Origin of the sequence: Cohaesibacter sp. ES.047, assembly GCF_900215505.1 — a bacterium.
Taxonomy (GTDB): domain Bacteria; phylum Pseudomonadota; class Alphaproteobacteria; order Rhizobiales; family Cohaesibacteraceae; genus Cohaesibacter.
On sequence record NZ_LT907844.1, the window covers coordinates 3,020,512 to 3,043,420 of the forward strand.

Sequence of the window (22,909 nt, forward strand, 5' to 3'; positions counted from 1 at the left end):
AACAACATCTATAAGTAAGCCTGACAGAGGGCGGGCCATTTTGGCACTGTCTGACAGAATACCGTGCGAAACACTGGAGAAACCTTGAAATGATCGATATGCAACGTGTCGCCGATGCCATCCGGGCCTTTGAAAAAGGCGAAATGGTTGTCGTAACGGACGATGATGACCGAGAGAATGAAGGGGATCTCATCGTTTCCGCCAACAAAGTCACCCCCGAGCAGATGGCTTTCATCATCCGGCACAGTTCCGGCATCGTCTGCACACCGATGACGGCGGAGGATGCGGAACGGCTGCAGCTTACGCCTATGGTGGCCCACAACAACGCCCCGCTCTCAACGGCTTTCACTGTCTCGGTGGACTTCAAGCATGGCACCACGACAGGCATCTCTGCAGAGGAGCGCTGCACAACGGTGCATGGCCTTGCAAACGGCAATGCTGCGCCTGCGGATTTCGTCCGGCCCGGTCACGTCTTCCCGCTGATCGCCAAAGAGGGCGGCGTTCTCGTGCGCTCCGGCCATACCGAAGCGGCCGTTGATCTTTGCCGCCTTGCCGGGTTGCCGCCGGTTGGCGTGATTTCCGAGTTGGTCAACGACAATGGGTCGGTCAAGCGTGGCCCCGAAGTGCTGGCCTTTGCGCAGGAGCATGGCATCAAGCATGTCTCGGTTGCCGATCTCATCGCCTATCGTCAACGCACCGAGCATCTGGTGGATCGGATCGACGAGTTTGACTATGCCACCCGCCATGGCCTTGCGCGGGCGGTGACCTTCCGCGCCCAGTTTGATGATATGGAGCATCTGGCTCTCGTCTTCGGTGACATCCGGGGCGGCACCGATATTCCCGTCCGGCTGCATCAGGAGAATGTCCTTGGCGACGTGTTTGGTGCCAACGGCAATCTGGATGAAATCGTCAAGCGCTTCGCCGCCGACAAGGGGGTTCTGGTCTATTTGCGCGACGGATCGCCGTGCGTTGCAAATGGGTCCATGCGGCCGCGCGAGGGGCTGGAAGCTGCCGAAACCGAGGAGCATCGCAGCGCCAAGACTCGCGATGACGACTGGCGCGATATCGGCCTTGGTGCCCAGATCCTCACGGAGCTGGGTATTTCCTCGATCCAGCTCTTGTCGTCGAAGGAACGGCATTATGTCGGCTTGAACGGCTTTGGCCTGCAAATCTCCGGCACCGTGCTGATTTGACCCAAAAGCTCTTTTGAAGAATTGAAAAACCCGCCTTGCTGTTCTGCTTGGCGGGTTTTGTTCTCATTGAGAGGGCAGGGCGATCCGCACATACGGCGTTCGAACCAGAATTTGGCGCATCAGCGACTAAAGCGTGTCGCAGTTAATGAGATTCAGGATTCCCATTTTTTGCCAATTGTGATTCCCTTTGAGAAAAGGGGATCATCATGGGCAAATCACTTCCTATTGCATTGCGCGAACGTGTTGCTTCATTTGTTGATGCCGGTCATTCGCATCGGGCGGCCGCCAGCCATTTCCGCGTGTCACCACGGTTTGTCAATAACCTGATGCTTCTCAAGAAAGAGACGGGTTCTGTGCAGCCTCGCAAGCAAGGCCGACCAGACAAAGGCAAGTTGGGTGTGCATCATGAATGGATCACAAGGCGCATGTCTGAGAATGGCGATCTGACGCTTGATGAGCTTTGTCTGGAATTGGCTGAACGCGGGGTCCATGTGCATCGCTCTAGCGTTGGGCGCGTGCTTCACAGGCTCGGCCTGAGCCATAAAAAAAAGTCTGGTAGCCACTGAACAGCTACGGGCCGCGATTGCTCATGATCGGTATGTATGGATCAATCAGCGCCGGCCTTTCTTCAACAAAGCATTGTCCCGATTGATCTTTATCGATGAGACATCAACCAACACGAAGCTGACCAAACGGTCTGGATGGTCACCAAAAGGACAGCGCTATCGCGCTCACGCTTCTTTTGGTCATTGGAAATCCCAGACCTTCATCGCTGGTTTGAGATCCCGTGGGATGGTTGCGCCCTGGATCGTCAATGCTCCGATGAACCGACGTATCTTTGAAACTTGGATTGAAACTCAACTACTGCCGACCCTGTCAGCTGGCGACATCGTCATCCTCGATAATGTCGCCTTCCACAAAAGTGAGAAAGCTCAAAAGCTCGTCAGATCAAAGGGAGCATGGCTGCTGTTTCTTCCGCCATATTCACCGGACCTCAATCCCATCGAAATGGCATATTCCAAACTCAAGACACTGCTGCGCAAGCGAGCAGCCAGAAGCTTCGATACAATCTCAGACGCGATCGGTGACATTTGTGACCTCTATTCTGCCAAGGAGTGTCTGAACTACTTCAAAGCTGCCGGGTATGAGGTTAATTAATTGCGATATGCTTTAGCAAGGCGCGGCTGGCCGTGTCGCACAAGTGCCTGAAGAAGAAGGCCGATGAAAAGACCGTTGAGCAGATGCCACAGGAAATGCGTGCCAAGCGGGAAGCGGGCGCAGACAGCCATGTCAACAGACCGGAAGACGATGGACAGTGTGAACGTGACAGCGGCGGCAAAGATCCAGCCTCTGGCGGGATGGCGCTTGATGGCCATCACCAGTGCAAATCCGAACAGCGCAAGAATACCTGGCAGATATTGAAGGGAACCGTTGAACCCGTCGCTGCCTGCTGATGCGCTGTCACTGGCGAGGATGAGGTTTGAAACCAAGTAAATCAGTGCCGCGATAACGGCCAGCGACACGCCATAGACAGTCAGGGCGCGCACGAGGCTTGTTCCGACAATCCGGTAGATGGCGAGAAACAGATAGAAGGCCACAAAGGTCCAGATGGGGATCACGTCTGCAAGGGACGACCAGACCTGAGCATGGGTGTGAAACAGATAGGAGCCGATGCCGATCAGTCCGGCCATCACGATGGCAACGAGAATCTGGACGTCATGACCGCGCCGATTCGAATTGTGCCGGATCGCCCGATACACCCAATAAGCCCAAATGGCGGCCAAGATGAAGGACAGATTGGTCACGGCATTGATCGGTTCTGACCAATAGCTTGCATCAGTGCGTTCACAATAGATATCGACCGAGGTAAAGAGGTCCATGACGGGTCCTTAATCGACTGTGAAAGCGGCGGCTGACACAAAAAGGTTAATGGGATTTTAAGCGCTTAACCTTTATCAAAATATGACGGAAAATCAATTCATTTCGAGACGGCGCGATCATGGTTTGTTCTTTTTGGGATTTTGCACGTTCTTGTCCGAGACGTCTGTTTGATTTTTGTTCTTTCTTTGTCCATGAGGAAATTAAATAAATCAAATGAAGTTTAGCGATTGGCTTTAGCTTAATCCTTCGTCAAAAACATGCTATCATGAACGTCGATTTTGGCGCTTCAAGGCTGGATCTAAACCGGAGTTGTTCGTCCAGTTGGATACAGTTTAATACTCTTTCATATTTCTACGTTACGAAGCGCCCTATTTTGGAACCATTTTGCCGCCAAGCTCGTATATGGGCAGGATGAGAAACCTGACCAGTCATCAGGACGCGACACCAAGATGAAATCAAAGGGGAGCTTGATCTGACCGGACAATGAGGAATTGGCCAAGCAGATGACTCCCCCATCTTGAAAATGCTCGATGAGCCTGTCTATCCACCCAGCCATTTCGTAGATCAGTATGGCACGTAGTTTAATCTGCACCAGAATAAGAAATGAAAAGGGGATTTCCAATGCGTACCATGCTGTTTCTGACCGGCTTGTCGGCTCTCGCCAACCACTGCTTTCAAGCGCTCGGCACTTTCAAGGCGCGTCTTTTCGGCAAATAATCGATCTGCAAGCCTGCTGGTGATCGAGGTTTGGAGGCGAACAGGCCTCTGGCCATGAAACGGCGCGCTTTAGGTCCCGGCTTTTGTCAGTCGTCTTCTTGCACCAGCTTGTCAGTGATATCGTAATAGTTGCCCTTGCTGGCGACGAAGATATGCTTGGCGAGTTTTCTGCCGAAAAAGTCTTCGATGGTTCCAGCCGAAACGGCGATCTCGTCTTTCCACTCAGAATGTCGATCTGGATGCCAAAACAGAGATGAGCCGCAGTCGGAGCAAAATCCACGCTTTGCAAACTCCGACGAAATGAACCATTTGATCTGGTCGTGTCCCTTTGTAACCTTGAGACTGGAAACAGGCACCGAGATGCTTGGCCAGGCGTGACCTGACCATTGCCGGCACTGTTTGCAATGGCACATCGTCATTGGCTCATGCCCCGGGTCACATTCAAATTCCACCGCGCCGCACAGGCAGCGACCATGCAAGATCTCGCTCATAGGTCTGTCCTTCTCTTTGCCGCGACCATAAGTGCATTTGCAATAGACGTCCAACGCAACTTGGCTATCTCATCATCAAACCGGTTGATGGATAAAGACTATAAAAAGCGCCTCCGATGTCCCGCGATATGGATTCTCTCGTATCCGATATCCCTGGCATGATCATTGCATTCCTCTCGGCAACGGCCTTCAGCACGGTGCCTTTGTCGCAGACCTTTCGGGTATTGTCAGGAATCGCAATTGCAGTCGATCAAATAGACTGGTAATTCCTACACGTTACGTTTCGCGCCTCCCTTGTTGCCTTGTTTCTTAATCGCATCCTTGATTGGCACCCTTGAGCAAATTCAATACCAGCCCAACTGCTTCATGCCGGTTCAGCTTGTTCTATTTCCGTTTTGGAAATGATACGACGCAAAAAGGCTGGTCCAAAAAAAAGACTTGAACTACAAGATGTTGCAAGGATGGACATCGGTTGCATCTCGATTGGGTCTAGCTGAAGAATACCCCATGCAGAATGATACACACATACTTGTCATCGAGGATGACACTGAAATCCGGTCGTTGATAGCCAATTTGCTGGAACGCAACGGCTGGACCTCCTCACTGGCCAGAAACAGTGTGGAAGCGGATGAAATCATGTCGCGTCGCCGGATTGACCTCATTCTTCTGGATGTCATGTTGCCCGGTGAGGACGGTTTGAGCATCTGCGCACGCCTGCGCGCGATTTCCACACTGCCAATCCTGTTTCTGTCAGCAAAGAGCGAAGACATCGACCGGGTGGTCGGGCTGGAAATGGGGGCGGATGACTATCTGACCAAGCCCTTCAACCCGCGTGAGCTGGAAGCCCGGATCAAGGCACTGCTGCGCCGCAGCCGTATGTCGGTTCAGGAAACCTGGATCAAGGCACCTGTTCTGTACTTTGGTGGCATGTGGCAGCTGGATCTGCGCAAGCGCGAACTCTCGGACTATGATGATGTGGTCGTCTATCTGACGCCAGCAGAGTTCGATCTGCTTCGGGTCTTCTGCGAGCGCCCCGGGCTGACGCTGAGCCGAGAGCAACTCATCGAGTTGACCCATGGGCGCAATTCAAACGCGACCGACCGCAGCATTGATATTCTCATCTCCCGTTTGCGCCGCAAACTGGAGCGGGGCAAAGACCATCAGAAACTCATTCATACCGTGCGCTCCGGGGGCTACGAATTCATTGCAGAGGTCAGCGAGACCAAGGCATGACCTTCTCGCGACGGCAGGTTCTGTTGTTCTGCAATTCCATCGCCAGTCAGCTGCTGATGCTTCTCGTGATCGCGCTGTTCCTGTTGATGGGCGGATTCTATGTCGCCGTCACAATGGTGACCGAAAGCCATATCGCGCCACCGGTCAGGGCCTTTACAGAAAAGGAACTCGTCTTCGGTCAGATGCTTGCCATGCAGGAAAAAGCAGACCGGCCGAGCTATATCCAGAATTTCAAACAATATCATCCCGAGATCGAATTTCAGATCGAAGATGACTCGTTTGAACTCTCAGAGCACATGCTCACAGACTATCAGCAGTTTATTGATGACCATGGGCTGGATCACAGGCTCTCATTGTATTTGCCCTCTCGCATCAACCAACTGCCCTTTGCCCTGCATGTCGAGGAGACCAAGGCCAATTGGGCCCTTGTCAGCATTCATATGCAGATGCCCGACAAACAGGTCATAACCGCCAAAACACGCATGATGATCAACGCGCCTCCCAAGTGGACATTCATGTTGGCGCTGGTGCTTGTCTGCATGGTGCTTTTGCTGATCTGGGCGATTGTTTTTCTGATCCGTCCGATCCGGCGCTTGTCTGCCATCACCGACCGCATCGCCTTTGACGGGGCCGACCCCCAACCTGTTGATGTTGGAGGACCAACCGAATTGCGCGTGGCCGCGCAAGCCCTGAGCAAAATGCAGGATCGTATTCGGGGATTGTTGGATGATCGGACGCGGATGCTCGTTGCAGTTAGCCACGACCTGCGCACGCCTGTCACCCGCCTGCGTTTGCGGGCGGACATGGTTGAACAGGAGGAGGTCAAGGCAGGGCTTCTTCGCGACATCGCCATGATGGACGGCCTGTTGTCGAGATTGATGATCTATTTTCGCAGTGGATCCCGCAATGAAGAAGAAACCATTTTCGATTTCTGCAGTTTGATAGAGACCCTGACGAGTGAATGGGAAGATGCCGGTCATGACGTCACGCTGGTGCAGTGCGATACCCTCAAACTGCGCGCCCGACCCACCGACATCTTACGCCTCACCGAAAATCTCATCGACAATGCGATTAAGTATGCAGGATCGTGCGAGGTGTCGTTGGTCAGGGAAGCGGACGCGGCCTGCCTGAGAATCGTTGATCACGGTGCAGGCATTGCCGAGGACGCCAGGGCCCTTCTGCTGGAGCCGTTTACCCGTGGCGAGGATGCGCGCACCATGGATGACAAATCCGGATTTGGTTTGGGGCTGGCGATCGCGCGCAAGATTGCCCAATCTCACAGAGCGACCATCGAACTGGCCGAGACAAGCGGGGGAGGGCTGACCGTTCTGGTGCGATTTCCCCTATCTCAGCAGGGCAACCATAGTGATCAGGCTGCATCTTCCGGTTAGGGCGTTCAGACTTCCAGTTTCCCGGTGTGCTTGACCGCTCTCAGGGTGAGCGTTGAATTGACCCTCACCACACCCGGCAGGTTGGTGAGAATGTCGTGGTGGATGCGCTCAAGGTCTTCGGCATTGCGATAGATGACCCGCAAGAGATAGTCATATTGTCCGGCCAGCAGATAGCAATCCTGAATTTCGTTGATTGTCTTGACCGCCCTTTCGAACCGGGCGAGGGTTTCCCGCCCCTGACCATCAAGGGTGACAAAGACAAAGGCCGCTCCGGACATGCCGCAGGCCTTGAGATTGAGCTGCATGTGGAATCCGGAGATCAGGCCGCTCTCTTCAAGCTGTCGCACGCGCCTCAGGCACGCCGAGGGAGACAGATTGACCTTCTCCGCGAGTTCCGCGTTGCTGAGTCGACCATCGTCCTGAAGCAAATTGAGAATTTGCTTGTCCCGTTTATCGAGGCCATTGAGATTCAATAAAATTCCCCAAATTTATTAGTTCTTCGAATTTTATGCGAAAATTGCTGGTTAATACAACTGATTTTCGCGACACATTGCGCGAAAGTTGGATCAGTATTGATAAATCGTTCAACCGCTGAATGCACAAAAAGGCCGGACCCCGGAATTGCCCGGATCCAATAAAGCCGAGCCCGATAAAAAGTGCAGCAGCAACGCAATTGCCTCAGAAGGAAGACATTAATGCTTATTGGATGCCCAAGAGAGATCAAAGACCACGAAGATCGTGTCGGTCTCGTTCCAACCTCTGTCGAAGAACTGGTTGCTCACGGCCACTCTGTGATGATCGAGACCAATGCCGGTGCTGGTATCGGCTGTTCTGACGAAGACTATGTTGCCGCAGGCGCAACCATTGTCGACAATCCGGATGAAATTTTCGCCAAGGCCGAGATGGTCGTGAAGGTAAAAGAGCCTCAGGCAGTCGAGCGCGCCAAATTGCGCGAAGGCCAGATTCTCTACACCTACCTGCATCTGGCACCCGATGCGACGCAGACCGCTGATCTCGTCAAGTCTGGCGCCACCTGCATCGCCTATGAAACGGTTACCTCTCCAACCGGCGCTCTGCCGCTGCTCTTCCCGATGTCCGAAGTGGCTGGTCGTCTGGCTCCGCAGGTTGGTGCTCAGGCTCTGGAAAACAATGGCGGCGGCATGGGCATCCTGCTCGGCGGCGTCCCCGGTGTTGATTCTGCTGAAGTTGTCATCATTGGCGCTGGCGTATCGGGCACAAACGCTGCTCGCATCGCTCTTGGCATGGGTGCATCGGTCACCATGGTGGACCGCAGCGTCAACGCTCTTCGTGCTGCTGTTGATCGCTTCGGCACGGCAATCAAGACCGTCTATTCCAACAAGGGCAACATCGCTGCTGCTGTGGCCAATGCTGACCTCGTCATCGGCACGGTTCTGATCCCGGGTGCGGAAACGCCCAAACTCGTCACCGCAGACATGATCAAATCCATGCGTGACGGCTCTGTTGTTGTCGACGTCGCCATTGATCAGGGCGGTTGCTTCGAAACCTCCAAGGCGACCACTCATTCTGATCCGACCTATGTTGTCGACGGTGTCGTGCATTATTGTGTCGCCAACATGCCCGGCTGTGTTGCCCGTACCTCGACCTTTGCGCTGAACAACGCCACCCTGCCGTTTGCTCTGGCTCTGGCCGACAAGGGCTGGGTTCAGGCTCTCAAGGATGATGTCCATCTGCGCAACGGCCTCAATGTGCATGAAGGCAAGGTAACCTACGAAGCGGTTGCCAGTGCGCTGGGCTACGACTACGTCTCTGCAGAAAGCATTCTGGGTCTTTAAGCGCCCCCGCGGCGGGTCGGCACTTTCCCGCCTAGACCTGGAATTACGAGAGCCCGGCGTTTCCACGCCGGGCTCTTTTTATACGAAGAAGAGGATTGAGGGGCGCGAACCGCGCCATCCGTTTATTGTGATTGCACAGGGGCGGGCTGTGGCCGGCGTCCTTTGCAGGCCTTTGCATAGGCACCTGAAAAGATCTCGTCCCACCCGGTGTCATATCCCTCGCGCATCATGTCCGCAAACCCGCCATAGGTCTCCCAGCCGCTGTGCACCAGTTTGACCAGCGTCTCGTCGGCACCGGTGCCGAAGAAGGTGACCAGCAGATTTGTGGCATGTTCTTCCGGCTGCCCCATGTGAAATTCGATGGCAACCGAGTGGGGTGGATCGCAATCCACAAAGCGGCCCCACACATGGCGTTCATCGCTTGCCGCAATTTCAACGATAGCACCACCCGCAACTGGATCGATATTCAACGCCTTTGCTGGCGCTCCTTCGGAATGAAAGGAAATGGAGCGGCTGTCCAAAGGCCACCACAGGCCCATCTGCTCTGTAAACAGCTGATAGGCAGTAGCGGAATCAACCGGCACTTCGATCACTTTCACAATCGGCTTCAACATCATGTCACTTTCATTGCAGGCAGCTTCGGGGGGCCACATGCCGTTCAATATAGCCTCGACCGAGGGGGGCTGAATAGTCTCCATTCATCCAAGGGATGCCAATAGCCTAGTTGTTCGGTCCCGGGATTTGATGGATCGGATTCATTTTGAATCTTTCCGGATCCTCTGTCCACTTTTTGCAGATAAATTCGTATGGGGTCAGGCCCCTTAGCGTCTTCAATCGTCTAGCGAAGTTGTAGGCATCTATGAAAACAGCCAGATGCTTCTGGAGTTGCTCGTGATCGTCGTAATGGAACCGTTTGACGGTGGCATCCTTAATAGTCCGGTTCATCCTCTCGACCTGACCGTTGGTCCATGGGTGCTTCACTTTTGTCAGGCGGTGTTCAATGCCGTTTCCAGTGCAGACCCGGTCAAAGATGTGCTGGAACTCATGGAGATCGCGAGACCGATTGGTGAACTGGATGCCATTGTCGGTCAGAACAGTATGGATGGTATAGGGCACAGTGGCGACCAGATTGCGCAGGAACTGTGCAGCATTCATCTTTCCTGCCTTGGTATAGAGTTCAACGAAGGCATACTTGGAAGTCCGGTCAATAGCCACAAAGAGATAGAGCTTGCCTTCAGCTGTCTGTACCTGGGCAATATCGATATGGAAATAGCCGATCGGATAGCTCTTGAAACGCTTCTTTGGCTGCTTGTCGCCTTCGACACTCGGTAGTCGCGAAACTCCGTGTCGTTGCAGGCATCTGTGCAGTGAAGAGCGCGTCAGATGCGGGATTGTCGGCTGGAGTGCATAAAGGCAGTCGTCGAGAGGCAACAAGGTATGCCTGCGGAAGGCGACAATGGTCGCTTCTTCTTGCCGCGAAAGCACAGTCGAACGTGGCTCCTTCGGTCCGGTTCTTAAGTCCGCTTGTGAGGTGCGCGTCTTCCACTTGACGACCGTTTTCTGATTGATGCCGTATCGCTTGGAAAGCACTCTCAGGCTCTCTTGACTATTTTGTATTGCTCGACGGACTGCCTCTGTCGTCGTGGCGCTGCCGTGTAGAACTTGGCCCATAGTGCTTCCCTCCATTCAAATGAGAAAGGTGCACCATCAAAGCATGGGATCAAACACCTAGGGCCTCTCTTGCAAAGAAAAGAGGCAGGGAGAGACCTCAAAGAAAGAGCGGCTAACGCTCCGCATCTGCACTCAAGCGACGTTGCCCGCGTCAGGCTTGGGTAAGGCATGGCCGTCTGGGGCCGGTGTTTGGGCGGGGGACGCGCTGTTAAGCGCACCGGTCGGATTGAGACTGACCGTGCCGGTCACAACATGGCCGGAGCGAGGGCTCATGCCTGACGCTCGTTGATCAGGTGTTTGTTTGAGGCTCTGCAACTCGGCCCTTCGCCGGTGCCGGGTCACCAAGGGGCGGGTGGTCTTGAGGACGCGGCCAAAGGTGCGGCCCGTCCGTTCCTCGAGCCACAGCAAGGCATGATCAAGCCAGCTGACATGTTTGCGCAGCCGACGAAAAAAATTGCGGCCGACGCGGCTGTTGGCAATGATGAGGAAAGAGCCGAGCGCCAAGAGGGGAACGCCCGTCGGGATGGGCAGCCAGATGGTTGCCAGCCCGGCAATGATGCAGAGAACTGCAAAAGTCAGTACGGCCCAATGCTTCAGATTGGTGATCACCGATCCGTCTCCCACACACCCGTGGACCGCACCAGTTGCGACCATCGGCAGACTTGTCAAAAATCACGGGATGGAATGTCGAATTGCCTGAGCGGACACTTTATCGCTCCCTTGGCGCATCCTCGACCTTCCATGCCGATCCAATGAATTAGGGACCGCTCATGACAGTTTCACGACATGAGGGCGGCCAGAGCATTTTCAGACAACTGTCGTTGAAAAAGCCGCCAATGCTTTTTCCTTGCCGGATCTGGCAAAAACCGGTCGTTCCGGTTGACCGTCAGCGAACTTTCAGGCGGCTCTCCAGCGGACGGGTCGTTTTGAGGATTCGAACCATTGAGGCCTGGCTGCGATCCTCGAACCAGATCATCAGATTATCAATGAAAGCAAAGCGTCGACGCACCCGGCGCACGAACGACCGCCCCGTGCGACTATGTGTGATCAGCATCACCGTTGCTGCCATCATCATGATGGCCCCAATGGGAAAAGGGGTCCAGACCGATGCAAGGCCCAGCAGAAACAGAACGACGGCTGCTGACAGCATGAGCCAGCGCTTGAGATGTGCCATACCTTGGCGGTCTCCGGTGCATGAGGACTATGGTTAAAAACGCATATTTGCTCTAATTTAGGGTTCCCGACAAGGCAATCAAGTCCACACGGGATCGAATATACAACAAATGCTTAGGGTATTTGCCGCATCCTCTATCGGTTTACAAGAAGGAAATTGCATGAACGAACGGATACTGATCGAACGGCTTTTGGACGTCATCGAGAAAGACATCGCACCCAAAACGGCGCAAGCTGTGCAAACCGGCAACAAATTGTTCGGCGCTGCGATTTTGCGCAAATCCGATCTTTCTGTCGTGATCGCCGAAACCAACAATGAAACGGAAAATCCGCTCTGGCATGGCGAAATGCATGCGCTTAAGCGATTCTATGAACTGCCTCAGGATGAGCGACCCGACTCGCGTGATTGCTACTTTCTGGCCACCCACGAGCCTTGTTCGCTCTGCCTGTCGGGGATCACATGGACCGGATTTGACAATTTCTATTTCCTGTTCGGCTACGAGGACACACGCGATGCCTTTAACATCCCTCATGATCTCAAGATTCTGAAAGAAGTCTTCAAGCTCGAGAATGGCGACTATGCGCGCGACAATGCTTTCTGGCACAGTCATGCTCTTGGGGACATGGTGCACGCGCTCGATGAGGCGCAGCGAACACCGCTCGAGAAGCGCATCGAGCATATTGCTGCGCTCTATGATCAAATGTCTGCCACCTATCAGGACAGCAAGGGGGAGGCAGGAATCCCGCTCGACTGAGCGGGATGGTCCTAGCGGGCAACCGGGCTATCTTTGCAGCACAGCCACACATTCGACATGGGGAGAAAAGATAAACTGATCCACCGGCGTCACGCTGCGGATTTTGTATCCACCGTCCACCAGAATCCGCAAATCGCGCGCGAGGGTCCCCGGATTGCACGACACCGCCACCACGACCGGAATCTTGGACTTGGCGATCTCCTCGCACTGCGCCTTGGCGCCTGCGCGGGGTGGGTCAAAAACGAGGGCATCGAATTTCTTCATTTCAGAGGCCAGAACAGGTCGGCGAAACAGGTCTCTGCGCTCGGGCTTGATGCCCTTGAGCCCAGCTCCGAAGCGCCAGCCGCGCTCCAGCGATTTGAGCGCCGCCTCTTCGCTCTCCAGCGCCCAGACCTGCGCCTTCTTGGCCAGCCGGAGCGTGAAGGTGCCTGAACCGCTGAAAAGATCGATCACCCGTTTGGCATCGCCAACCGCATCGAGCACCATGTCGACCATGGCTTGTTCGGCGCTTTCGTCGGCCTGAACAAAAGCGCCCGGTGGTGGTGATACCTGAGCGTCTCCCATCCGCAACAGAGGCGGACGCCGTTCGAGTAACACCTCGCCATTGGCCGACAGACGCGCCAGATCAAGCGTTTCGGCCATCTCGACAGCCTTGAGATAGTCCTGACCGCCATGAAGGTCTTTGACGTCTTCCAGACTGACATCGACACCGGAATCCGTTGAAAGCAGCGTAACCCTCGCTTCCTTCTTCTTGGTCATCACAAGAGGCAGGAAATCAGCCAGCTTTGGCAACAGGGCGTTGAGAGCCGGTGTCAGGACGGGGCAGTGATCCACGTCCACGATCCGCGCCGAGCGCATCTCGTGATAACCGAACAGCAGGCGTCGTCCCATCAGTCTGGCGGTAAGTACCGCGCGGCGACGGCCCCCCGGACGCGTCTGCATGGTTTCTTCGACACTGGCCTCTTCCAATCCGCGCGAAGCCAAGGCGTCAATCACCATTTCCTGCTTCCATGCGCCATAAGGTTTGGTTGCCATATGCTGCATGATGCAGCCGCCACAGGTCTGAAACAGCGGGCAGATCGGGTCAATGCGCGCTTCGGATGGCTGCAGAACCTCTTCAAGATCGGCCCGCTCGCCCATCGGGGTCACGCGGACCCGTTCGCCTTCAAGCGCGAAGGGGACATAGAGCATGCCACCGCCATAATAGGCGACGCCGTCGCCCTTGGCACCTAGTCCATCAATTGTGATTTCAACCGGATCGGTCAATCGGAATGGTCCTTTGAAAAGTGATCGAGGCTTTACGCTTTTCCGGCAGTCGGGAGCATCAAGCCGATCATGAGTGGATCGGTCTGTATCCGCTTTTGCTGCGTTGTAGCAGTCAGCCTGCCGCTTGCAAACACTCAAGCGTCAATTGCTGCATAATTTCTGCAAAGCCTCTCGGTAAGAGGAGAAAGCCAAATCGTTTCAGAGTTTTAGTCAGGGTTGTAATTGTGGTGGCTGTATCGTAACAACCAGTGATAGAGATATCTTGAGAAGAGTGGCTGAATTGTGCGGATCGTTGATACTGGTTTCCGTTAACCAGAAGTGGCGAAATCTAAGAAATTTACCGGATGTTCAATCAGAGAGGGTAGGTTTTGGTCAGACGTATAATCTCGCAATTTCATGATCGTGACAAGACGCAAGGGTTTCGGCGTGAAATGCACAAAGGGAGAGTTTTCCGTGCGGACCTTCATTGCAGCAATGCTCGCCTCGTTCCTGCTTGTGCTTAGCATTCCGGCTGAAGCAGGCAGCAGTGATGTTACCAAAGACCATGTGTGGAGACTTGGCAAGGTGAGTGGTGAGGCATGGATCGAGACCCGCAATCGGGAGCCGATGCGGGTCTACAAGAACCGCATGCTTTTCCCCGGCCAAACCCTGACGACAGGATCCCGCACGAGGCTGCTTTTGACGCGCGGTAAGGAACGCATTCAAATCGGTTCCAACACATCCATGAGCTTGCCGGATTTTGATGACCTGCTGCCGGGTCGCACGATCATCAATCAGGCTCGCGGCACGTTGCATTTGCAAGTCGACAAGAAGAACGTCAAACACTTCGCTGTCCAGACCCCTTACATGGTTGCAGCCGTCAAAGGCACAAAGTTTACAATCGACATCAAGGATCAGGACACGTCGGTCCGCGTGCATGAAGGCGTTGTCGAGGTCACCAACCGGCAGACCAACAGAACAATGGATGTCAATGCTGGCGAAACTGTTGCGCTTGATATCAAGGCATGGAAGATCCCGGCCGCAAACGATCAGATGCGCCCCAAGCGCAATGATGCGCGTATGGTGCTGATCGAACGGGGCGGGGACGACCCGGCGACCGTTGCCGAGCGTGCTCGCCTGAGAGCCGAAGAAAGACACAATGGCGATCTTGTTTCAATTGTTTTGGCTTATTTGGGGTCGATCATCGTAGCCGTTGCCAACTTGGTTGCCGTCAGCTTTGACAGCGTGGTGCGATCCGTTACGGGCTTTGTCGTATCTGCTGCAGAACCAGCAATGGGCGCCGTGCATGACGTGGCGTCTGTCAACAATTGGGTGCGCATTCTCATCGCCGCCCTTGCCGCCCTGATCGCCATTATGTCTGTGAGCATTTATGTTGTATTCCGCAAGCGCAAGGCCAGACGGCCCATCCCTCGCCGCGTGGTTTGATCTGGCTTCAGACACGACACATCAAAAAGCCCGCTTCAGTAAAAGGGAAGCGGGCTTTTTGTCGTCATGATGATCGTGTCGGGAAGACTTGTTTTTCGCGGCGGACCGCCCGCCATCCGATATCCCGGCGACAGAAACCATTGTCCCACTTGATAGCATCAACAGCCCTGTAGGCCAGAGCCTGAGCTTCGGTCACGGTCTTGCCGCGGGCGCAAACATTGAGCACTCGCCCGCCCGTGGCGAGCAGCTGTCCCTCTTTCTTTTCCGTGCCTGCATGAAAGATCGTGACGCCGTCAAGGGCCTGGGCTGCGCTCAGGTCTTCAATTACGGTTCCCTTCTCGTAGGAGCCGGGATAGCCCTTGGATGCCAGCACCACGTTCAGCACGACATCATTGGACCATTTGGCCTCTTTGCCTGCCAGCTCGCCGCGCGCCGCAGCGATCAACAGTTCGAGAAGGTCGCTTTCAAGGCGCATCATCAGCGTCTGGCATTCCGGATCGCCAAAGCGGACATTATATTCGATCAGTTCCGGCCCGTTTCGCGTGATCATGAGCCCCACGAAGAGCACGCCGACAAACGGCTCGCCACGGCTGGCCATGCCATCGATGGTCGGAGTGACAATGCGATCCATGACCTGCTGGGTGAGTGTGGTGGTCATGACCGGAGCGGGGGTGTAGGCTCCCATGCCTCCGGTGTTGGGCCCCGTATCGCCCTCGCCAACGGGCTTGTGGTCCTGAGCACTGGCGAGCAGCATGGCGGTCTTGCCATCGCACAGAGCGAACAGACTGGCTTCCTCTCCCTCGAGAAAGGCCTCGATGACGACTTCGGCACCGGCATCCCCGAAAGCACCGTCAAAGCACTCGACAATTGCCGCCTTGGCTTCATCGTTGGTCATGGCGACCGTTACGCCCTTGCCAGCAGCAAGGCCATCTGCCTTGATCACGATGGGGGCCGGATGGGCAGCAAGATAGTCAAGCGCTGCCTCGCAATTGGAGAAGCGCGCATAGGCTGCGGTGGGAATGTCAAACTCGGCGCACAGGTCCTTGGTGTATCCCTTGGAGCCTTCCAGTTGCGCCGCCGCTGCTGTTGGTCCGAACGCTTCGATCCCGGCGGCCGTCAAACTGTCCACAAGTCCGTCGACCAGTGGGGCTTCCGGTCCAACGATGACAAATCCGATGGCCTTGTCTTTGCAGAACGCAATCACGGCATCATGATCACTTTCCGCCACATCCGCCTTTTTTGCCAGCTCGAGCAATCCGGCATTGCCCGGAGCGACGTATAGATCTCCAAGGAGCGGAGATTTGACGAGCGCATGGGCAAGGGCGTGCTCGCGCCCACCGGAGCCGATAAGAAGGACATTGAGGCGATCGGACATCAAGTCACCTTTCTAAAGAGGAGGGCACCACGCCGCTCGACCAGTGACGGTCGGCAAGGATCGGCCAGTATAACTGCCAGTCTGCTAGCCTTCTGTGATGGCAAAATCAAGCCTTGCGGGGCTGATTAGCGGGCTTTGAAAGCCTTAGCTGAGGATTGGCGTTAAAACAGGCTTTGTTGTTCGCAGCAAGGCAACGGACAAAGACGAATTGTCCCGTTGACGTTCTGGTAAATTTGACGCCGAATGAACAAGGACTGTTGACGGCACAGTCTGCTTGGGCCAAACCCAATGTGGGGAATACGCGTGCCAGAAAGGCAGCCGTTCCAAAAGCACGGCGAGTGCCCGAAAGACGGCGAGGCCCGAAAGACGGCAAGTGCCAGAAAGACGGCAAGTGAATGAGTGAACAGTTTCAAGCAAAGCATGACATGGACGTGCCAAAGGGCCAGGTTGCAGACGCGGTACGGGATCACTGGGTCGATATATGGCTTCCCGAGGTATTTCGCCCCTATGCCCGGCTCTCCCGCCTTGAGCGACCGATTGGCTGGTGGCTCTTGCTGTGGCCCTGCCTTTGGTCCATGACGCTGGCTGTTTCCACGACCGATAGGGCCCACCATCCCGATGCGCTGACGATTCTCTGGTTCGGATTTGTCTTCTGGCTTGGCGCGGTTGCCATGCGCGGGGCCGGCTGCACCTATAATGATCTGGTCGATCACAAGATCGACGGGATGGTCGAGCGCACCCGCTCCCGGCCTTTGCCCAGCAAACAGGTGACCCGGCTGCATGCTTGGGGCTGGCTGGCGTTTCAGGCCCTTGTCGGCTTGTTCGTTCTGTTGCAATTCAACAGCTATACCATCGCGCTTGGCTTTGCATCGCTGGGTGTGGTTGCGATTTATCCCTTCATGAAGCGCATCACCCATTGGCCCCAGCTGGTTCTGGGGCTCGCCTTTTCGTGGGGAGGCCTTGTCGGCTGGACCGCGATCACGGGAGAATTGGCGCTGGCGCCGCTGCTCATGTATGTCGCCTGTGCGGTCTGGACCATCGGCTTTGACACGATTTACGCCCATCAGGACAAGGAAGATGATGTCATGATCGGGGTGAAATCCACAGCGCTGCTGTTTGCTGACAACACCAAGATCTGGCTCATGTTTTTCTATGGCGTGATGGTCGTGTTTATGGCGTCCGCGCTCGTCTCATCCGGTGTCAGTTGGCCTGCCTTTGTCGGGCTTGGAGCGGCAACGCTGCATATGGGCTGGCAGATCTGGAAACTCGATATTCACGACGCCGAGCAGTGTCTTGCCCTGTTCCGCTCGAACACGCAAATCGGCTGGCTGTTGTTTGTCGGCTTGCTAGCGAGTCTGTGGGTCTAGAAAAGGCCGGCTCAGCGCTTTTCTGCGCCAAGTAAAAATTCCCGGTTGCCATCCCCGCCAAGGATCGGCGAGGGGACAAGGTCGAGCACGTGCCATCCGGCACAGCCCCCTTCATCGCTGGAATGGATCCAGTCGGCGATGGCTCTGGCAACGCGGTCTGCATCAGCGGGGTCGCGGACCAATCCGCCTTTGCCAATGCCCTCGCGCCCGACTTCGAACTGTGGCTTGACCAGAAGCGCCGCAAACGCGCCAGCTTCCGCCATTTCGAGCGCAGGCGGCAGGGCAAGCTTGAGAGAAATGAAGGAAACATCGCTGACAAGGGCAGAGTAGGGCTTAGGAATGTGTGTGCGATCAAGATGACGCGCATTGACGCCTTCGAGCACTGTAAGCCGGTCGTTGCCCCTCAGGCTTTCATGCATCTGACCATGGCCCACATCGACCCCATAAACTGCGTCAGCTCCCCGTTCGAGCAGCACCTGACAGAAGCCGCCCGTTGATGCGCCGACATCGACGCAGGTGCGCCCCGTCGGATCAAAGCCGAAGTGATCAAGAGCATGAATGAGCTTGAGAGCTGCGCGTGAAACATAGCCTGATGCAGGGTCAGAAAGGCGCAAGTCCATCTCTTCCGATACCATCTGGCTGGCTTTGGTTGCGAGCATCCCATCCACCGAAACAGAGCCGCGTTTGATGGCGTCCCGCGCCCGGGCACGACTGGGCACAAGGCCACGCGCGACAAGCGCCTGATCAAGTCGCGTTCTACTCATGAAACCTCACATGAAGAGTGAATGGCGTGGGCCTGAAGGCGGGCCAAACAACTAGAAACAATTGGCAAAGGATGCAGAAATCCTGTCGAAAAATACGGCAATGCCTGCATCGGCCCAGACGCTGAGGCCAAAAATGGCAATGAGCGACAAGATCCCGACTGACCAGAGGATGATCCGGTTCACTTCGCGGTTTGCCTGCTTTGCAGAGATTTCGTCCATCGCTTCCATGCCTTGGCCCGTTGATGATCCAGCCTATCACATCGCACCGGGACGCGCCACAGAAGGCCGGACCCTCTGAGCTACTCCGCCGTGGCGATCAATTTGCGCAACTTGGCCACCGCTGTGTCATGCTCCTCGCCATAGGCTATCGTGCCCGAGAAGATGTTGCCCTTTTTCATCAGATAGACCGACGCGGTATGGTCCATCACGTAATTGTCTCCACCATCTTCTTCCTCGACCTTTTTGGCATAAACCCGGTAGGCCTTGATGACATCCTTGGTCTGCTCCGGTGTTCCACGCAGGCCGACCAGTTGCGGGAAGAAGGCATCCACATAATAGGCCATGGCTTCCTGATCATCGCGCTCGGGATCAACCGTGATGAAGAGATAATTGAGTTTGTCCGCGTCCTCACCCAGATCTTCAACCCACAGCGTCATTTCGCTCAGGGTCGTAGGGCAGACATCGGGGCAGAAGGTGTAGCCGAAATAGACCACCATCGGCTTGTCGGAGAAGTCCGCTGCCGTGACGGGCTTTCCCGTATGGTCGGTCAGTTGGAAGTCACCACCGATTGGCACGCTGGTGTCTCCCGACTGGGTCTGCTGCACCCCCAGTTCTTGCTGATACCAGTTGAAGATCATGTAGGCGAGTGCAGCGGCCACCAGAATGACGAGCCCCCACAGCAGAATTCTCAAGATCTTCTTCATCACGCTCTCCTCAAGTGCCAACCACCGGGCGGCCTCTCGTGCTCATACGCTCTATTGCGCACAAAGCGGGCCACGATGCCGGTGGAAGTCATCACAAATGCAAACTCTCCTGTCAACTGGTGTTGCGTAATGCATCGGGCGCTCATCGCATTCAACCACCGGTCAGCCCGAGGTTTTGACCGCCTCTCCATCCTTGAATTGGTCATGGGCCCCCCAGAACATCGCTTCTATTTTATGCCCGTCCGGATCGCGCAGAAAGCAGCCGTAGTAGGCCTCTCCATAATGGGGGCGTGGCCCCGGTTCACCGTCGGGCACTCCTCCCATTTCGATGGCGGTGTCCCAGAAGGCATGCACGGCTTTGACACTGGATGCGAGAAAGGCAAAGTGCGTTCCGTTGGCCACGCCCGGCTCGCCGCCATCATGAGGGGTCTGAACCCAGAATTCCGGAAACTGCTTGCCAAAGGCTGCGGCTTGCATGGTGGGCGCGTCCACATCCATGACAATTTTGGCGCCAATCGTACCAAGCACGGCCTCGTAAAAGGCCTTGGACTTGGCGAAATCCTTCACGCCGATGGACACATGGGCCATAATGACAGGCGCTTCCTGCGCCTCTGTATCCTGCAGTTGATCTGTGCTCGACATTGCATTCTCCGGGCTTTTTTGTTCTCTATATGTTCCATACTATACCAACGGACGTGAGACATTGTCAATGAGATGATCGTGCTGAGGAACACGATCTAGTGCGACAAATCAATCCCGCGTGCAGGGCTTGCCAGCACGCGGGTGCGTTTGGAGTGAAACTGACGGCAGCCGGGCCAGTCGATCATTCTAGTCCCAGCTGCAAATTGCTTCGCGGATACGGCAGCCGCCGAACTTGTTGTTGCAGCTGTTCAGGGCGCGGTCACGGGCACCGGCGCGGGATTCACTCCACTCCGTGGCCCAGCTGTTGCGGCTATTCATCGCAAGCGCACCACAGGCATTGCGAAACCACAAAGCATTGCGGCAACCCGGGCCTCGACGGCGGCACTCGTTCATGGCGGTGCGTCGGGCCTCCGACTTGGAATAGTGGGCCCAAGCGTAGCCATAAGCGCCATTTTCGGCCACGGCAAACGCGCCAAAACGGTCTTCGGAAGATGCGACAGAAGAGAAGGCGAATAGAATGCAAATACACGTAATGAGAGAAGATAAGCGCTTCATCATGACAAAACCTTTCTATAGAAACAACCGGCAATGTTTGGCAATAATAGTTTCGAATTGTTGCTGGTGAAACAAAAAAAGTTTCTTGATGAAGATTTCGTGATCGGTCAGTCCACCCGACCATTTGGCGAGTTGTCTTCTTCTTGCCCTATTGGCGCTTTCAGTATAGACCAACCCTTGGAAACCAACGTACGCATTTGGGTCGATTTTGTTAGTCAAATGCGTGCTTGGGATCGGGTTGAGGTGATTTTGGAAATCCTCTTCAAACCCTTTTCCGTATAAACCAGAGACATCACGCCAGACACATTGCGTATGTACAAACCAAAAATCTGAGACAGGTGATAAACGTGTCCAAAACCCCCATGCTCGATAGCATCGAGACCACTCAGGATCTCCGCACACTCTCGCTCTCCGAGCTGAAGACGTTGGTGGAGGATGTGCGCACCGAGATGATCGATGCTGTTTCAGCGACCGGTGGCCATCTTGGGGCCGGTCTTGGTGTGGTCGAGTTGACCGTTGCTCTGCATCATGTTTTCAACACGCCCCATGACCGCCTGATCTGGGACGTGGGCCATCAGGCCTATCCGCACAAGATTTTGACTGGGCGCCGCGATCGCATGCGGACCCTGCGCCAGCCAAAGGGGCTGAGTGGTTTCACCAAGCGCGCCGAAAGCGAATACGACCCCTTTGGGGCGGGACACAGCTCGACATCAATTTCTGCCGGTCTCGGCATGCAGGTGGCATCCGAACTCAAGGGCGAGCATCGCAATGTGGTTGCCGTCATCGGCGATGGCGCCATGAGCGCCGGTATGGCCTATGAGGCAATGAACAATGCCGGAGCGCTCGACAGCCGTTTGATCGTCATTCTCAACGACAATGACATGTCCATCGCACCGCCAACCGGTGCAATGAGCGCCTATCTTGCCCGCCTCATTTCTGGCAAGACGTTTCTGTCGATCCGGGACGCTGCCAAGCAGCTCGCCTATCAATTGCCGCGTTTCTTCAAGCAAAAAGCGCAACAGATGGATGAGTTCGCCCGCGCCTTCGTGGCAGGTGGCACCCTGTTCGAAGAGCTCGGTTTCTATTATGTCGGCCCCATCGATGGTCACAATCTTGATCACCTGCTTCCGATCCTGAAAAATGTCCGTGACACAGACAAAGGGCCGATCCTTGTCCATGTGGTTACCCAAAAAGGCAAGGGCTATGTCCCGGCCGAGAATGCAACGGACAAATATCACGGCGTGTCAAAATTTGACGTCGTGACCGGCGCCCAGCTCAAGGCTCCGAGCAATGCCCCGAGCTATACAAAGGTGTTCGGGCAGGCCCTCGCCAAATTGGGTGCCAAGGATGATCGCATCGTTGCCATCACGGCCGCGATGCCATCTGGAACGGGCGTGGATATCTTCGAGAAGGAATTTCCCGACCGCACCTTCGACGTCGGCATTGCCGAACAGCATGCGGTGACCTTCGCTGCCGGTCTGGCCTGCGAAGGCTACAAGCCTTTCTGCGCCATCTATTCGACCTTCCTGCAGCGCGCCTATGATCAGATTGTCCACGATGTGGCGATCCAGAATCTGCCCGTGCGATTCCCCATCGACCGGGCCGGGTTTGTCGGTGCTGATGGCCCGACCCACGCCGGCAGTTTCGATATCGGATACATGGCCTCCCTGCCCAACATGGTTGTCATGGCAGCCAGCGACGAAGCCGAGCTCGTGCACATGGTCGCAACCGCTGCTGCCTATGATGATGGACCGATTGCCTTCCGCTATCCGCGTGGAGAGGGTGTTGGCGTCGAGATGCCCGAGGAGGGTGTTCCGCTCGAAATTGGCAAGGGGCGCATTGTGAGGGAAGGCGCGCGTGTCGCCATTCTGTCTCTGGGTACCCGTCTCGCCGAAGCTCTGGCCGCAGCCGAACGACTGGATGGCTATGGTCTATCGACCACGGTCGCCGATGCCCGCTTTGCCAAACCGCTCGACAAGGACATGATCCTGAAGCTGGCGGGCACCCATGACATGCTGATAACCATCGAGGAAGGTGCCGTTGGCGGGTTCGCATCACAGGTGCTCAACCTGCTGGCAAACGAAGGCGCACTGGATCGGGATCTCAAGATCCGCTCGTTGACCATGGCCGACGCTTACACCGACCACGGCAAGCCGCAGGATATGTATGCGGGTAGCAATCTGGATGCAGATGGTATCATCCGCACGGTCTTTGAAGCACTTGGCAAGGATCTGGATGAGGCGATCGCCAGTGGCGAAATCGCCTGAGCCAGA

Annotated in this window: 23 protein-coding genes and 1 pseudogene; 11 read left to right on the forward strand and 13 right to left on the reverse strand. The window is 55.5% G+C overall.

Going from position 1 to position 22,909, the window contains the following annotated elements:
- Positions 1 to 89 precede the first annotated feature (89 nt).
- Entirely contained in the window at positions 90 to 1,193 is a 1,104-nt protein-coding gene (gene ribB / locus CPH65_RS13800) for a 3,4-dihydroxy-2-butanone-4-phosphate synthase (protein WP_096174043.1), read from the forward strand.
- A gap of 206 nt (positions 1,194 to 1,399) precedes the next feature.
- Positions 1,400 to 2,351: pseudogene (locus CPH65_RS25060) on the forward strand (IS630 family transposase).
- Here the strand turns inward: CPH65_RS25060 and CPH65_RS13810 are convergent.
- Complete coding sequence (locus CPH65_RS13810) at positions 2,348 to 3,073, reverse strand: ceramidase domain-containing protein (RefSeq protein WP_096174046.1); 726 nt, start codon at positions 3,071 to 3,073, stop codon at positions 2,348 to 2,350. The pseudogene CPH65_RS25060 and the gene CPH65_RS13810 overlap by 4 nt on opposite strands.
- 804 nt (positions 3,074 to 3,877) lie before the next feature.
- Positions 3,878 to 4,282, reverse strand: a complete 405-nt coding sequence (locus tag CPH65_RS13820) for a GFA family protein (protein ID WP_096174051.1) — start codon at positions 4,280 to 4,282, stop codon at positions 3,878 to 3,880.
- A 507-nt stretch (positions 4,283 to 4,789) separates the two neighbouring features.
- Between CPH65_RS13820 and CPH65_RS13825 the strand changes: the two genes are divergently transcribed.
- Both CPH65_RS13825 and CPH65_RS13830 read left to right on the forward strand, forming a co-directional pair.
- Complete coding sequence (locus tag CPH65_RS13825; RefSeq protein WP_096174053.1) at positions 4,790 to 5,515, forward strand: response regulator; 726 nt, start codon at positions 4,790 to 4,792, stop codon at positions 5,513 to 5,515.
- Positions 5,512 to 6,906 (forward strand): ATP-binding protein, encoded by a 1,395-nt coding sequence (locus CPH65_RS13830; RefSeq protein WP_096174056.1) that lies wholly within the window; start codon positions 5,512 to 5,514, stop codon positions 6,904 to 6,906. The genes CPH65_RS13825 and CPH65_RS13830 overlap by 4 nt, the downstream gene beginning before the upstream one ends.
- A 5-nt stretch (positions 6,907 to 6,911) precedes the next feature.
- Here CPH65_RS13830 and CPH65_RS13835 read toward each other — a convergent pair whose 3' ends face one another.
- Positions 6,912 to 7,379, reverse strand: coding sequence for an Lrp/AsnC family transcriptional regulator (locus CPH65_RS13835; RefSeq protein WP_197703847.1), 468 nt, complete (start codon positions 7,377 to 7,379; stop codon positions 6,912 to 6,914).
- Between the two features lie 222 nt (positions 7,380 to 7,601).
- Between CPH65_RS13835 and ald the strand changes: the two genes are divergently transcribed.
- Positions 7,602 to 8,720, forward strand: coding sequence for an alanine dehydrogenase (gene ald / locus CPH65_RS13840; RefSeq protein WP_096174061.1), 1,119 nt, complete (start codon positions 7,602 to 7,604; stop codon positions 8,718 to 8,720).
- 122 nt (positions 8,721 to 8,842) lie between these two features.
- On the opposite strand, the gene CPH65_RS13845 is transcribed toward ald, so the two are convergent.
- The 4 genes from CPH65_RS13845 to CPH65_RS13860 form a co-directional block, all read right to left on the reverse strand.
- Entirely contained in the window at positions 8,843 to 9,418 is a 576-nt protein-coding gene (locus CPH65_RS13845; RefSeq protein ID WP_096174064.1) for an SRPBCC domain-containing protein, read from the reverse strand.
- Between the two features lie 22 nt (positions 9,419 to 9,440).
- Positions 9,441 to 10,391, reverse strand: coding sequence for an IS481 family transposase (locus CPH65_RS13850; protein WP_096172544.1), 951 nt, complete (start codon positions 10,389 to 10,391; stop codon positions 9,441 to 9,443).
- 132 nt (positions 10,392 to 10,523) lie between these two features.
- The gene (locus CPH65_RS24305; RefSeq protein ID WP_197703848.1) at positions 10,524 to 11,000 is read right to left on the reverse strand and encodes a hypothetical protein; all 477 of its coding nucleotides are present in this window, start codon (positions 10,998 to 11,000) and stop codon (positions 10,524 to 10,526) included.
- A 277-nt stretch (positions 11,001 to 11,277) separates the two neighbouring features.
- Positions 11,278 to 11,565, reverse strand: coding sequence for a hypothetical protein (locus CPH65_RS13860; protein WP_096174067.1), 288 nt, complete (start codon positions 11,563 to 11,565; stop codon positions 11,278 to 11,280).
- A 160-nt stretch (positions 11,566 to 11,725) separates the two neighbouring features.
- Between CPH65_RS13860 and CPH65_RS13865 the strand changes: the two genes are divergently transcribed.
- Entirely contained in the window at positions 11,726 to 12,319 is a 594-nt protein-coding gene (locus tag CPH65_RS13865) for a nucleoside deaminase (RefSeq protein ID WP_096174070.1), read from the forward strand.
- 27 nt (positions 12,320 to 12,346) lie between these two features.
- Here CPH65_RS13865 and CPH65_RS13870 read toward each other — a convergent pair whose 3' ends face one another.
- Positions 12,347 to 13,585 carry a class I SAM-dependent RNA methyltransferase gene (locus CPH65_RS13870; RefSeq protein ID WP_244574409.1) on the reverse strand — a complete coding sequence of 413 codons (1,239 nt, stop codon included), beginning with the start codon at positions 13,583 to 13,585 and terminating at the stop codon, positions 12,347 to 12,349.
- A gap of 453 nt (positions 13,586 to 14,038) precedes the next feature.
- On the opposite strand from CPH65_RS13870, the gene CPH65_RS13875 reads away from it, so the two are divergent.
- Positions 14,039 to 15,010, forward strand: coding sequence for a FecR family protein (locus CPH65_RS13875; protein WP_172891521.1), 972 nt, complete (start codon positions 14,039 to 14,041; stop codon positions 15,008 to 15,010).
- Positions 15,011 to 15,074: 64 nt separating this feature from the next.
- Here CPH65_RS13875 and purD read toward each other — a convergent pair whose 3' ends face one another.
- Positions 15,075 to 16,385, reverse strand: a complete 1,311-nt coding sequence (purD, locus tag CPH65_RS13880) for a phosphoribosylamine--glycine ligase (protein WP_096174075.1) — start codon at positions 16,383 to 16,385, stop codon at positions 15,075 to 15,077.
- 395 nt (positions 16,386 to 16,780) lie between these two features.
- On the opposite strand from purD, the gene ubiA reads away from it, so the two are divergent.
- Positions 16,781 to 17,752 (forward strand): 4-hydroxybenzoate octaprenyltransferase, encoded by a 972-nt coding sequence (ubiA, locus tag CPH65_RS13885; RefSeq protein WP_244574410.1) that lies wholly within the window; start codon positions 16,781 to 16,783, stop codon positions 17,750 to 17,752.
- A gap of 11 nt (positions 17,753 to 17,763) precedes the next feature.
- Here the strand turns inward: ubiA and CPH65_RS13890 are convergent, their stop codons facing one another.
- Positions 17,764 to 18,516: a TlyA family RNA methyltransferase gene (locus tag CPH65_RS13890; protein WP_096174080.1), complete on the reverse strand. Its 753-nt coding sequence runs from the start codon at positions 18,514 to 18,516 to the stop codon at positions 17,764 to 17,766.
- A gap of 61 nt (positions 18,517 to 18,577) precedes the next feature.
- Between CPH65_RS13890 and CPH65_RS23930 the strand changes: the two genes are divergently transcribed.
- Positions 18,578 to 18,814 carry a hypothetical protein gene (locus CPH65_RS23930; RefSeq protein ID WP_157747691.1) on the forward strand — a complete coding sequence of 79 codons (237 nt, stop codon included), beginning with the start codon at positions 18,578 to 18,580 and terminating at the stop codon, positions 18,812 to 18,814.
- A gap of 1 nt (position 18,815) precedes the next feature.
- On the opposite strand, the gene CPH65_RS13895 is transcribed toward CPH65_RS23930, so the two are convergent.
- From CPH65_RS13895 to CPH65_RS13905, 3 genes are all read right to left on the reverse strand, one after another.
- A complete protein-coding gene (locus CPH65_RS13895; RefSeq protein ID WP_096174083.1) occupies positions 18,816 to 19,439 on the reverse strand; it encodes an SCO family protein in 624 nt (207 codons plus the stop codon).
- Positions 19,440 to 19,601: 162 nt separating this feature from the next.
- The gene (locus CPH65_RS13900) at positions 19,602 to 20,081 is read right to left on the reverse strand and encodes a VOC family protein (RefSeq protein ID WP_096174085.1); all 480 of its coding nucleotides are present in this window, start codon (positions 20,079 to 20,081) and stop codon (positions 19,602 to 19,604) included.
- 186 nt (positions 20,082 to 20,267) lie between these two features.
- Positions 20,268 to 20,636, reverse strand: a complete 369-nt coding sequence (locus CPH65_RS13905) for a DUF4189 domain-containing protein (RefSeq protein ID WP_172891522.1) — start codon at positions 20,634 to 20,636, stop codon at positions 20,268 to 20,270.
- Positions 20,637 to 20,669: 33 nt separating this feature from the next.
- Between CPH65_RS13905 and CPH65_RS13910 the strand changes: the two genes are divergently transcribed.
- Together CPH65_RS13910 and dxs are read left to right on the forward strand one after the other, a co-directional pair.
- Positions 20,670 to 20,918: a hypothetical protein gene (locus CPH65_RS13910; RefSeq protein ID WP_096174091.1), complete on the forward strand. Its 249-nt coding sequence runs from the start codon at positions 20,670 to 20,672 to the stop codon at positions 20,916 to 20,918.
- Between the two features lie 59 nt (positions 20,919 to 20,977).
- Complete coding sequence (gene dxs, locus CPH65_RS13915) at positions 20,978 to 22,903, forward strand: 1-deoxy-D-xylulose-5-phosphate synthase (protein ID WP_096176412.1); 1,926 nt, start codon at positions 20,978 to 20,980, stop codon at positions 22,901 to 22,903.
- The last annotated feature ends 6 nt before the right edge of the window (positions 22,904 to 22,909 follow it).

What these genes read in the sequence shown, in the direction of transcription:
- ribB (WP_096174043.1), top strand. Translation starts at nt 90, where the DNA reads ATGATCGATATGCAACGTGTCGCCGATGCCATCCGGGCCTTTGAAAAA.
- CPH65_RS13810 (WP_096174046.1), bottom strand. Translation starts at nt 3,073, where the DNA reads ATGGACCTCTTTACCTCGGTCGATATCTATTGTGAACGCACTGATGCA.
- CPH65_RS13820 (WP_096174051.1), bottom strand. Translation starts at nt 4,282, where the DNA reads ATGAGCGAGATCTTGCATGGTCGCTGCCTGTGCGGCGCGGTGGAATTT.
- CPH65_RS13825 (WP_096174053.1), top strand. Translation starts at nt 4,790, where the DNA reads ATGCAGAATGATACACACATACTTGTCATCGAGGATGACACTGAAATC.
- CPH65_RS13830 (WP_096174056.1), top strand. Translation starts at nt 5,512, where the DNA reads ATGACCTTCTCGCGACGGCAGGTTCTGTTGTTCTGCAATTCCATCGCC.
- ald (WP_096174061.1), top strand. Translation starts at nt 7,602, where the DNA reads ATGCTTATTGGATGCCCAAGAGAGATCAAAGACCACGAAGATCGTGTC.
- CPH65_RS13845 (WP_096174064.1), bottom strand. Translation starts at nt 9,418, where the DNA reads ATGGAGACTATTCAGCCCCCCTCGGTCGAGGCTATATTGAACGGCATG.
- CPH65_RS13850 (WP_096172544.1), bottom strand. Translation starts at nt 10,391, where the DNA reads ATGGGCCAAGTTCTACACGGCAGCGCCACGACGACAGAGGCAGTCCGT.
- CPH65_RS13860 (WP_096174067.1), bottom strand. Translation starts at nt 11,565, where the DNA reads ATGGCACATCTCAAGCGCTGGCTCATGCTGTCAGCAGCCGTCGTTCTG.
- CPH65_RS13865 (WP_096174070.1), top strand. Translation starts at nt 11,726, where the DNA reads ATGAACGAACGGATACTGATCGAACGGCTTTTGGACGTCATCGAGAAA.
- purD (WP_096174075.1), bottom strand. Translation starts at nt 16,385, where the DNA reads ATGTCCGATCGCCTCAATGTCCTTCTTATCGGCTCCGGTGGGCGCGAG.
- ubiA (WP_244574410.1), top strand. Translation starts at nt 16,781, where the DNA reads ATGAGTGAACAGTTTCAAGCAAAGCATGACATGGACGTGCCAAAGGGC.
- CPH65_RS13890 (WP_096174080.1), bottom strand. Translation starts at nt 18,516, where the DNA reads ATGAGTAGAACGCGACTTGATCAGGCGCTTGTCGCGCGTGGCCTTGTG.
- CPH65_RS13895 (WP_096174083.1), bottom strand. Translation starts at nt 19,439, where the DNA reads ATGAAGAAGATCTTGAGAATTCTGCTGTGGGGGCTCGTCATTCTGGTG.
- CPH65_RS13900 (WP_096174085.1), bottom strand. Translation starts at nt 20,081, where the DNA reads ATGTCGAGCACAGATCAACTGCAGGATACAGAGGCGCAGGAAGCGCCT.
- CPH65_RS13905 (WP_172891522.1), bottom strand. Translation starts at nt 20,636, where the DNA reads ATGAAGCGCTTATCTTCTCTCATTACGTGTATTTGCATTCTATTCGCC.
- CPH65_RS13910 (WP_096174091.1), top strand. Translation starts at nt 20,670, where the DNA reads ATGTTTGGCAATAATAGTTTCGAATTGTTGCTGGTGAAACAAAAAAAG.